7 protein-coding genes are annotated in these 10,612 nt (G+C 69.2%); 3 read left to right on the top strand and 4 right to left on the bottom strand.

Features of this window, described 5'->3' with window-relative positions:
* Positions 1 to 80: 80 nt before the first annotated feature.
* Positions 81 to 1,409 carry a sugar ABC transporter substrate-binding protein gene (locus AB0H32_RS43290; protein WP_361133554.1) on the bottom strand — a complete coding sequence of 443 codons (1,329 nt, stop codon included), beginning with the start codon at positions 1,407 to 1,409 and terminating at the stop codon, positions 81 to 83.
* A gap of 197 nt (positions 1,410 to 1,606) precedes the next feature.
* Here AB0H32_RS43290 and AB0H32_RS43295 point away from each other — a divergent pair, with 197 nt between their 5' ends.
* A complete protein-coding gene (locus AB0H32_RS43295) occupies positions 1,607 to 2,911 on the top strand; it encodes an ROK family transcriptional regulator (protein ID WP_361133557.1) in 1,305 nt (434 codons plus the stop codon).
* A 137-nt stretch (positions 2,912 to 3,048) separates the two neighbouring features.
* On the opposite strand, the gene AB0H32_RS43300 is transcribed toward AB0H32_RS43295, so the two are convergent.
* The 3 genes from AB0H32_RS43300 to fusA form a co-directional block, all read right to left on the bottom strand.
* Positions 3,049 to 3,897 carry a hypothetical protein gene (locus AB0H32_RS43300; RefSeq protein WP_361133560.1) on the bottom strand — a complete coding sequence of 283 codons (849 nt, stop codon included), beginning with the start codon at positions 3,895 to 3,897 and terminating at the stop codon, positions 3,049 to 3,051.
* Positions 3,897 to 4,862: a hypothetical protein gene (locus AB0H32_RS43305; protein WP_361133563.1), complete on the bottom strand. Its 966-nt coding sequence runs from the start codon at positions 4,860 to 4,862 to the stop codon at positions 3,897 to 3,899. Before AB0H32_RS43305 ends, AB0H32_RS43300 begins: the two co-directional genes overlap by 1 nt.
* A gap of 615 nt (positions 4,863 to 5,477) precedes the next feature.
* Positions 5,478 to 7,535 (bottom strand): elongation factor G, encoded by a 2,058-nt coding sequence (gene fusA / locus AB0H32_RS43310; protein ID WP_361133566.1) that lies wholly within the window; start codon positions 7,533 to 7,535, stop codon positions 5,478 to 5,480.
* Positions 7,536 to 8,446: 911 nt separating this feature from the next.
* Here fusA and AB0H32_RS43315 point away from each other — a divergent pair.
* Together AB0H32_RS43315 and AB0H32_RS43320 are read left to right on the top strand one after the other, a co-directional pair.
* Positions 8,447 to 8,596 carry a hypothetical protein gene (locus AB0H32_RS43315; RefSeq protein WP_361133569.1) on the top strand — a complete coding sequence of 50 codons (150 nt, stop codon included), beginning with the start codon at positions 8,447 to 8,449 and terminating at the stop codon, positions 8,594 to 8,596.
* A gap of 728 nt (positions 8,597 to 9,324) precedes the next feature.
* Positions 9,325 to 10,533, top strand: coding sequence for an Ig-like domain-containing protein (locus tag AB0H32_RS43320; RefSeq protein WP_361133572.1), 1,209 nt, complete (start codon positions 9,325 to 9,327; stop codon positions 10,531 to 10,533).
* Positions 10,534 to 10,612: the final 79 nt, after the last annotated feature.

Here is a 10,612-nt window from a genome sequence, read left to right on the forward strand (position 1 = left end):
TGGCGCACAATCACCAGGTTTCCAATCGGCCTACGAGTGGGGCCTGAGGGTAGATCGCCAGTCCCCGTCGAGTGTAGTCATCATGCGCCTCCCTGCGCCGCCGGCATCTGCTGCTGGGCCTTCTCCAGCTGCGCCTTGACGGAGTCGGTGGTCACCGTGCGTCCGGCGGCGGCGTCGGCGAACAGTTCCTTGACGGCCGTGCCGACCGCCGTCTCGAACTGCGACTCGGAGGCCACCTGGGGCAGGGCGGCGGCGCTGGTGGCGAGGGTGCTCTTCAGGACGGCGTCGGCCGGGGCGTCGAAGGCCGCGTCCTGCTGGGCGGTCTTGACCGGCGGGATGGTGGTGTAGGCCTTGTTGAGGATCTTCTGCTCGTCGTCGCCGGTCATGAACTTCACGAACTGCGTGGCGCCGTCGAGGTTGTGACTGTTCTTGAAGACGGCGATGTTGATGCCGGCGACCATCGAGTTGGTCTGGGCGCCCGTGCCCGGAGTCCCGGACTGCACGGGCACGGGGGCGATGCCGTAGGCGTCCTCGCTCATGCCCTGGGACTTGAGGTTGGCGGCGGCGGACTGCCACAGCAGCATGGCCTGCTTGCCCTTGGCGAAGTCGCTGACGGACTGGTTCTGCGCGTACTCGGCGTCGCCGGGCGGGACGACCTTGTCCTTGGCCATCAGGCCGACGTACTGCTCGACCGCGTCGACCACCTTGGGGTCGGTGAAGTTCGGCTTGCCGTCGGAGGTGAAGAAGTCCGCGCCGTGCTGCTTGGCGAAGACGAAGACGTGGTGGATGTTCTCCGAGACGTTCGAGCCCTCGGCACCGAGGACCGACTTGCCCTTCGCCTCGATCTTCTTGCCGTCCGCGACCAGTTCGTCCCAGGTGGCCGGGGGCTTGGCGATGCCGGCGTCGGCGAATATCTGCTTGTTGTAATAGAGCGCGTACGCCATCGAGTACAGGGGGACCGCGGCCGGGTCCTTGCCCTGGACGCCCGTCGAGCCGAGCGCGGATTCGACGAACCGGTCCTTGCCGCCGATCCTGGCGAAGTTCTTCGCGTCCCAGGGCAGCAGCGCGCCGGTGGCCTGCAGGGAGGCGCTCCAGGTGTTGCCGATGTTCAGCACGTCCGGGCCCTGGCCCGAGGTGGTCGCGGTGAGGATCCGGTTGAGGAGGTCGGACCAGGGCACGACCTCCAGCTTGACCTTGATACCGGTCTTCTTCTCGAACTTGTCGAGTTCGGGCTGCAGGACCTTCTTGTCGACGGCGATGCTCGCGCCCTGGTTGGAGGCCCAGTAGGTGAGCGTCTTCGGCGAGTCGTTGGACCCTTGGCCGCTGGACGAACCGCCTCCGCAGGCCGTGGCCGCGAGGGCGAGAGACATGGTGACGGCGCCTACGGCCGCGGCTCGGATGCTGCGCATGGCTCCTGGGTCCCTTTCCGGGAGTCGAGAAACCCCGAGGGACCCGCTCGCGGAAGCCGACACCCCGTTCGGTTCCCGAAGTCCCTCATGGCTTAATTTAGGATGTGAGTTAAACCTCAAGAGAAACGCTCGTCAAGGGATCCGGCAGCGACTTCCCCTCCTGCGGGCGGGCTTGGCGCGCGAACCAGGGAGGCCAGGTGGCAGGGCTGGGCAGCCGTACGGTCCGTGACCTGCGGCGGGAGAGCCGCAGCGCCGTTCTGCAACGGTTGTATTTCGACGGCCCGATGAGCCGGCACGCCCTCGGCCCTGCGACCGGACTGAGTTCGGGGTCCGTCAGCAACGTCGTGGCCGAGCTGCTCGCCGACGGCCTGGTGGAGGAGGCGGGCAGCGTCGGCTCCGACGCCGGCCGGCCGCGCCGGCTGATGAGGATACGGCCGGACAGCGGGCGGCTGATCGGCGTCGACGTCGGCGAGACCCGGGTCCGCGTGGAGCTGCTGGACCTCGCCCTGACCGAACTGGCTCGCGCGGACCGGCCCCTGGGGCCGCGCGGGTACGACGTCGGCGCCGTCGTCGGCCATGTGCACGAGGGAATCGCCGAGGTGCTCTCCACGGCGGGGCTCGCCACGACAGGGCTCGCCCCCGGCGAACTGCTCGGCGTCGGCATCGGCGTGCCCGGCATCATCGAGAACACCGACGGGTCGGGCGCCGTCGTGCACGGCCAGACGATCGGCTGGGACGCGGTACCCCTGGAACGACTGCTCCGGGCGAGCGGCCAACTCCCTTTGCACGTCCCGTACTTCATCGACAACGGCGCCAAGACACTGGGCCAGGCCGAGATGTGGTTCGGCGCCGGGCGCGGGGCCCGCAGCGCGGTCGTGGTCCTGTTCGGCTCCGGCGTCGGCGCCTGCGTGGTCACTGAGGAGGCGGCGCAGGGACGGGCGGTGGAGTGGGGACATCTGACGGTACGGGTCGGCGGGCGCCGGTGCCGGTGCGGTGCCCTCGGCTGCCTGGAGGCCTACGCGGGCGCGGAGGCGCTGGTGGCACGGTGGCGGGAGGCGGGAGGGCGGCCCTCGGCCGGAGCGGGCGAGGAACGGGCGCTGACCGAACTCCTCGCCGCGGCCCGCCCCGTCGGCGACGGTGCGCCCGACCCGGTGGCGGCGGCCGTCCTCGCCGAGACCGCCGAGTACCTGGGCGCGGGCCTGTCCGACCTGATCAACCTCTTCCGGCCCGAACGGCTCCTGATCGGCGGCTGGGCAGGGCTCCAGCTCGGCGGCGCCTTCCTGGACGAGGTCCGCACCCACGCCCTCGCGCACGCCCTCCGCTTCCCTGCGGGCCGGGTCGGCATCGCGCTCGGCCGCCTCGGCCCGGACGCGGTCACCGTGGGCGCGGCGGTCCTCCCCCTGGCCGCGTTCTTCGCGCGCGGTGGGAGGCGGCCGCGAGCCGCGGCGGGGGCGGTGCCGTCACCGGCCCGGCGGGCGGCGCTGGACGGGAGGCTGGCGTGAAGGGCCCCTCGGCACGTCGTGAGCAGCGGGCACACTCCGGCCGGGCCGGCGCCGGTCCGGGCGGCCTTGGGCCGCACCGGACCGCCGCTGCGCGCCGAGTCGGACTCGGCCGGAGTGTGCCATCACCTGTGCGCCGGTCAGGCCTCGTCCCGCCCCCGGCCGGCGTCTTCGAGCCCTTCGAGGCTGATGCCGGCGACCATTCCCTCGGCCCGGTTCCCGAGTTTCACTGTGATCGCCTCTCGCAGCCGAGCGTGCACCCGCTCGTTGAGGAACAGGGTGACGAGGGATTCCTGAAAGCGCGTGTCCGACTCGAACAGTTCCTTGCCGAGCCGTGTCACGTACCTCCTGGTGGTGAAGGAGAACCGGCCCATGCGCAGCGTCAGGCCGGATTCTCCTGATTTCTCGGACGCCAGGGCGAATTGGAAATTTCCCCTGCCGCCCGCGTGGCTCGGGCATTCCCATACGAATTGTGCGGGTTCGCTCGAGTCGGTGAAGGAGCGGAGAGTGCGGCGGACGAGCACCGCCTCGTCCGCAGTCACCACGGGCTCCATCAGGTCCGTCACGACCGTGGTGATGGTGTACGGAACCGTCGACGGGGCGTACTCCGTGAATGCGGTGCTCTGTGATGCCACCCACCCGATCTGCTCGAGCGCCGACTGGTGGTGCCTGTACCAGGCGGCGGGATCGACGAAGCGGTCGGCTTGCGCGGTGGCCGCGAGTTGAGCCAGGAGCAGGCTGTGGAAGACATCCTGAGCGTGCTGCGCGGAAACCCCTGAGGTGACGGAAACGAGGGCGGCAGCTACTGCGGCGGCTACCTCCCCTGCGCCGTGGTCCTTGAATCGCGCCGGTTCAGGCCCCACATCGAGATCGTGGAGGGTGCTCAAGGTCTCGGATATCTTCCTTTCGTCGACCTGCTCTTCGTGATCGGCTGCCTGCTCGATGCGGACTGCGCGGGCCGGGCTTTCCTGCTCCCACGGGTCCGGCATCAGTTGTTGCCCCCACTCTCCTCGTCCGAGAAGTCGGGAAGGCCGGCGATGAACTTCTGGGCGCGATTTCCGAGTTTGGCGCCGACGGCATCACGGATCTGGTCGTAGATGTGCGTGTTGAGCACGAAGGTCGTTCGGGTGGCCTGAAGCAGGGTGGTCTGGCTGTTGAAACGCCACCACAGCACATCCGTCACGTTCTCACTGGTCCGGAAGTTGAAGGCGCAGAGCCTGAGCGAGACCATCCCGTTCTGGGATTCGCCCACGGAATCCACCTGGAAGTTTCCGGCGTTTGCTTCCACCGAGTTGGACCGGAAGATCTGCAGGCGGCGGTCGTCGGCCGGAAGACCCTGCATCAGCTCGATCGCCCCCGAGACGAGGTCGACCTGCCGGGCAGTCATGATGCCGGATATCACCTTGAGCAGGGCTGCGCTCATGCTGAATCGGCCCGTCTGGGAGCGAATCCCGAAGAAGTCGAATGCCGGCACGACCCATGCCAGCTGCTCGAGCACCTTGCTGTAGTTCCTGGTCCACTCGATGGGCCGGCTCTCACGGTCGGACTTGCCGTTGGCGACAAGCTGGGCCAGAAGGCAGGAGTCCAGGACGTCGAAGATGTTCTGTCCCCTGATTCCGTCGACGAAGGTCGCGACGATGTTGCCGTCCACTGCGGCGGTCGGGTCGGTGGTCGGCTGGTCCAGCACGATGTCGTCGAGGGAGTCATCGGGGCTGTCCGCCGCCGCGTTCAGGTTCAGGCTCCGGGCCGCGGCCGCGGGAACGAGCCGGAAACCCGGGGCCACGAGGGGACCTTCGTTCGGCAGCACCAGGTCGTCGATGAACTCCTGGGCCTTCTCGACACGCATCGCCGTGTACCGGCTGTCGCCCGTCATCTGCTCCTTGAGCGCCACCTCGGGATGTGTGGCGGCTCGTTCATCGATGAACTTGGTGCTCTCCCAGAGAGGTCGGCGCACACGGGACGCCTGGGGGCTTCGAGGTTGTGGAGCCGATTCCTGTGAGAGATCGTATATTTCCACGGACATCTTTTCTCCCTTGCGTTCATCGCGCTGCCGGTACGAGATGACCGAGCGGGATTCTCGTGATCTCCTCGGTCACGAAAAACCGAAGCCTTCGGGGGATTACTTTTACTCGTGGCCTCAGCGGCACGTCAACACTCGTATAAACCCCACACAACGAACTCGAGTCACTCCTGTATTGACGGCCCACGCGTGCGCCTCTTCGCTCTTGTCCGCCGATGCCCGTGTATTGACAATGCAGTCGGCTGGTCGAAGTACCTCGTCTCGGACGATGCCGAATCGTGCGGCAGGCATGCGGTGAAAGCGATGACTGCAAGGGAGAGAGCCACCGGCTTCCTTCCCCCGGGGCGCCCGAACCTCGTTCCGCCGTTCGGCGTACGACAAGTGGTTCCGGCCGGTGTGGAGTACAGAACTGGCTGCTCGCCGGAGGCACATCGGTTTCAGCAGGGGTCCTCGGCAGCGGCGTTCCTCCCCGTCACAGGCCCCCTGGCAACCCGACGACATCGAGCACCAGAGGGCCGTCCCGCGTGACGGCGTGAGGATCCCGGACGGCTACCGGGCCGCTACCGGTCGGGGCGCCGGGGCGTAGCCCGCGGGCCGGGTCGTGAAGGTGCCCCGGCCCTGGGTGCGGCTGCGCAACCGGGTTGCGTAGCCGAACAGTTCGGCCAGCGGCACGGTGGCGGTCAGTACCACCACGCCGCCCCGGTTCTCGGAGCCGCCGACCCGGCCGCGCCGGGCCGCCAGATCGCCGAGCACCCCGCCGACCGCGTCCTCGGGAACGGTGACCGTGACCTCGGCCACCGGTTCCAGCAGGGCCGTCGCGCAGGCGCGCAGCGCCTCGCGCAGACCCAGTCGGCCGGCCGTACGGAAGGCCGTGTCGGAGGAGTCCTTCACATGGGTCGAGCCGTCGGTCAGCGTGACCCGCAGCCCGGTCACGGGATGACCGCCGAGTGGACCCTCGTTCAGGGCGTCCCGGCATCCGGCCTCGACCGCACGCACGTACTCCTGCGGCACCCGCCCGCCGACCACGGCGGACCGGAACTCGAACCCGGTCGTCCCGGCTTCGCCGTCGAGCGGCTCCACGTCGAGAACGACATGGGCGAACTGGCCGGCCCCGCCGTCCTGTTTGACGTGCCGGAACACGAACCCGCTCACGCCGTCGACGACCGTCTCGCGGTGGGCGACCCGCGGACGTCCCACGGTGACCTCCGGCCCGCCGTCCCGGCGGATCTTCTCCACCGCGACCTCCAGGTGCAGTTCACCCATCCCGGACAGGACGGTCTGCCCGGTGTCGGCATCGGTGCGCACCACCAGCGAGGGATCCTCCTCCACCAGCCGGGCCAGCGCGGTCGCGAGCCGGCCGGTGTCGGTGCCGCGCCGTGCCTCGACGGCCACGGACACCACGGGTTCGGCGACCACGGGCGGCTCCAGGAGCAGCGGGGCGCCCGGATCGCAGAGGGTCGAACCGGCCCGCGCCGACTTCAGCCCCGCGAGCGCGACGATGTCCCCGGCGACCGCCCGGTCCAGCTGGGCATGCCGGTCCGCCATGACCCGCAGGATGCGTGCCACGCGCTCGGTGCGCCCGGTGCCCGGGTCCCACACGGTGTCTCCCTTCTCGATCGTGCCCGAGTAGACGCGCACGCAGGTCAGGCGCCCGGTGCCGCTCGCGTGCACCTTGAAGGCGAGCGCCGCCAGCGGCGCCCCGGGGTCGGCGGCCCGCCGCTGTTCGGCGCCGTCGTGGACACCGCGTACGGCGGGCACGTCCAGCGGCGAGGGCAGGTAGGCCACCACCGCGTCCAGCAACGGTTCGATGCCGCGGTTGCGGTAGGCGGACCCGCACAGCACGACCACACCCTCGCCGGTACGGGTGAGGTCCCTGAGGGCGGCGGCCAGCGTCGGCGCGGACAGTGCCGACCTGGCGCAGAACTCCTCCAGCGCCGCCGGGTGCAGCTCGGCCACGGCCTCCTCCAGGGCACGGCGCCGGCGCAGGGCGTCCTCCCGCAGCCTCTCGGGAACGGGGCCCTCCACCGCCGTGGCGTCACCGTCGGCCCACACCAGTGAGCGCATGTGCACCAGGTCCACCACGCCGGCGAAGCCGCCCTCGGTCCCGATCGGCAGCTGCACGACCAGCGGTGCGGGGTGCAGCCGCTCCCGGATCGAGCCGACGGCCCGGTCGAGGTCGGCGCCCGCGCGGTCCAGCTTGTTCACGAAGGCGATCCTCGGTACGCCGTGCCGGTCGGCCTGCCGCCACACCGACTCGCTCTGCGGCTCGACCCCGGCGACGGCGTCGAAGACGGCGATGGCCCCGTCGAGGACCCTGAGCGAGCGTTCGACCTCGTCGGCGAAGTCGACGTGGCCGGGTGTGTCGATGAGGTTGATGCGGTGACCGTCCCAGGCGCAGCTGACGGCGGCGGCGAAGATGGTGATGCCACGGTCGCGTTCCTGCGGGTCGAAGTCGGTGACGGTGGTGCCGTCGTGCACCTCGCCGCGCTTGTGGGTGGTGCCCGTCGCGTACAGGATCCGTTCGGTGACGGTGGTCTTGCCCGCGTCGACGTGGGCGAGGATGCCGAGGTTTCGGACGGTGGTGAGGGGGTTGGTGTTCGTGCGCACGGCCCAGTGCCTTTCTGGCGTTGAGGAAAAGGGGCAGCGCGATTTCCCGTGCGGGTGATGGGCATGACGGCGGAACCTGCGGGACGTGCCGGAAGGGGAGGGACGTCAGCCTTGCGTCACGGGTGTCCGGTGCCGGCCGCGCAGCGGGCACCGGCCGGACGAGGACACCAGGATCACCTCGTACCGGGAACGGGGAGCGGCGACAGCGGTGCGCTCACGCATGGCCGGGCTCCCCTCGTTCGTCGGACTGGTCGGCACACGACGGTCCCTGACCGGGACGCGGCGCCGGGTGCGTGGCGAGTGTAGGCAGGGCCGTTCGCCGCGGGCACGTCATTTTCGGCGCGGGGCCGTGCCGCTGCGTCGCGCTCCTGTCCGGAAAACAGAAGAACCCCGGATTCACTGGGTTTCTGCTGGTGCCCGAGGGTGAGTCGACGGCTGACGAATCGGTTGTGGTGGCACAGGAGCGGCTCGGCTGCTCGGGCCGGCCGACCGTCATGGAGACGACGGCGAAGCAGGTGGCCGCGGGACGGCACCGGAGACCTCCTTGGCTTCTTCGCTGCAGATGGGGGCTGCCCGCACTGGCTCGCACCGAGTCACGCGTCGGCCCAGGCCGTTTCTCCTGGATCACCGTCAGGGTGTTCAGCAGGCGGCCATGGGGTGGCCTGATGTTCGATCGGTTGGAGATCACGGTGCTGCCGCCAGGGCCGCGTTTCCCTGCCCGGCTACGCTTCTGGGTCAACGGCGAGGACGTGGTGGAGCAGGCGGTGGGCCCTGGGGGCCGTGGGCCTCTGGCAGCGGAAGCGTTGCCCATCGGGCTCCCCAGCCCGCTGCGGGCGACGTCTGAGCCGCGCCGTGTGCAGGTGGGCGAGCCGGAGTGCACCGGGGGGTGCTGCGACTTGCTCTCAGTGGTCGTGCAGCAAGTGGGGAATGTCGTCCAGTGGTCGGGCTGGCAGGTTCCTCGCGGGGAGGGCCGACTGCTGGAATTCGACTTCGACGCGAACGAGTACGACGCAGAGGTGGCCCGCGCCGAGGCAGATCCCGGACGGCGGTTCTTGGCATGACTTGGCGGGCCGGCCTGGAAGAAGCGGCGCGGCTGTTCCCCCGCCGGCGATCGGATCGTTGCTCCGGGCCTGGCATCAACTGATGTGCAGTGGGCGCGAATCGAGCCGTTGCCGCCAGACCGATCCCCCGGGCGGGGTGGGCGTCGGCGGGGTCACCGGAAGGTCATCGACGGTTCCCGCGGCGGACTGACGAGCAAGATCCACTTGGCTGGGGAACGCCGCCGAAGTCGTAGTTGACGACCATGACGCCGCCGGAGTCAACGGTTCCGCGCATGTCGCCGATGACGTGCACGTAGCTCTCCCGGACGACGCGCGTCGCGTGAGGTCACCGGCTTCGGGCGAGGAGAGCACCCACGACGCATGGGACGACGGCGACGAGGATGACGGCTTGCACACCGTCCATGCAGGCGTTGCCGCGGTGACGGCAGCCTCCACCTGTGCAGGCTGTCGCCCGTGACCGGCACCACGCCCCTGGCAGCGCCCCCTGCCATGGCCTGCACCGGGCGGCGAGAGCAGATCGGCTACGCGCCGTCCGGCCGTCGGGCGGAGCCGCGGCGACGCTCTCGCTGCGCGTGGAATCCACCACAATTTGTACCCTTCAGGGCCAATAAAGCATAAGAGTGGTTTTAAAGCAGGTTGCACTCCTTCGGTAACCGGCTCCAGGGATTCAACGACCAGTGGCATGGGAGAAGCGTTTGATCACGGTACGTAAGCGACGCACCGGGCTGATGGCTACGGCCGGCGTACTCGGCGGCGTACTCGCACTCACGGCCCTCGGCGGTACCAGCAACGCTGCCACCAGCGACAACAACCCCGGGAACGACCCGCAAACGCAGGCGCAGGCAGATCAGACGGGCGCCCAGGACGCTTCCGACGCCCACATACAGATCACGCCCGGGCAGGGTGCCTACGGCGTCGGGATCAACGGACCCGTCAGCGTCACCGTCAGCAACGGCAAGCTCACCAAGGTGACCATGACCGCCGTCGCGACCGGTGCCGAGATACCGGGCACCGTGTCCGCGGACGGCACGTCCTGGAAGCCGAACGGCCCGCTGGAGCGGGCCACCAAGTATCAGGTCGCCGCAGAGGCCGAGGACGCCAAGGGCCGCTCCGCCACCGGGAACGCCACGATCACCACGGTTTCCCCGGCCAACGACTTCATCGGGCACCTCTCCCCCGAGGCCGGCTCGACCGTCGGCGTGGGCATGCCCATAACCGTCAACTTCGGCAAGGCGATCAGCGGCAAGGCCGCCGTTGAGTCGAAGATCCAGGTCAGCTCCAGCAGCGGCCAGCGGGTCGTCGGTCACTGGTTCAACGACAACCGCCTGGACTTCCGCCCCGAGAACTACTGGAATCCCGGCTCCACCGTCACCGTCAGGCTCAGCCTCCACGGCATCCAGAAGACGGTCACATTCAAGATCGGCCGGAGCCAGATCAGCACCGTCGATGCCGGCACGAAGCAGATGACCGTCGTACGGGACGGCAGGACGATCAAGACCATCCCCATCTCGTCCGGCAGCCCCGAGCACCCGACGTACAACGGTCGGATGGTGATCTCCGAGAAGTTCAGGCAGATCCATATGAACGGTGCGAGCGTCGGCCTCACGGAGAAGGACGGCAAGCCCTCGTACGACATCAAGGCCGTACCGCACGCCATGCGCCTGACCGCCTCGGGCACGTTCATCCACGGCAACTACTGGGGTGCCGACTCGGTCTTCGGCAACGTCAACACCAGCCACGGCTGTGTGGGCCTGAAGGACGTCAGGGGCGGCGGCGACGGCAGGCAGCCCGCCGCGTGGTTCTTCGACAACTCGATGATCGGGGACGTCGTGATCGTCAAGAACTCCCAGGACAAGACCATGCTGGCTCCGGACAACGGCCTCAGCGACTGGAACATGCCGTGGACCGAGTGGGTCTCGGGCAGCGCGACCGGCTGACGCCACGTCACTCCACCCATGTGAACCTGAATCCCTTCCGCCATGCGGCGGCCGACACCATGTCGGGCGCCGCCAGCGG

This window comes from Streptomyces sp. NPDC020362 (genome assembly GCF_040642095.1).
Lineage (GTDB): Bacteria > Actinomycetota > Actinomycetes > Streptomycetales > Streptomycetaceae > Streptomyces.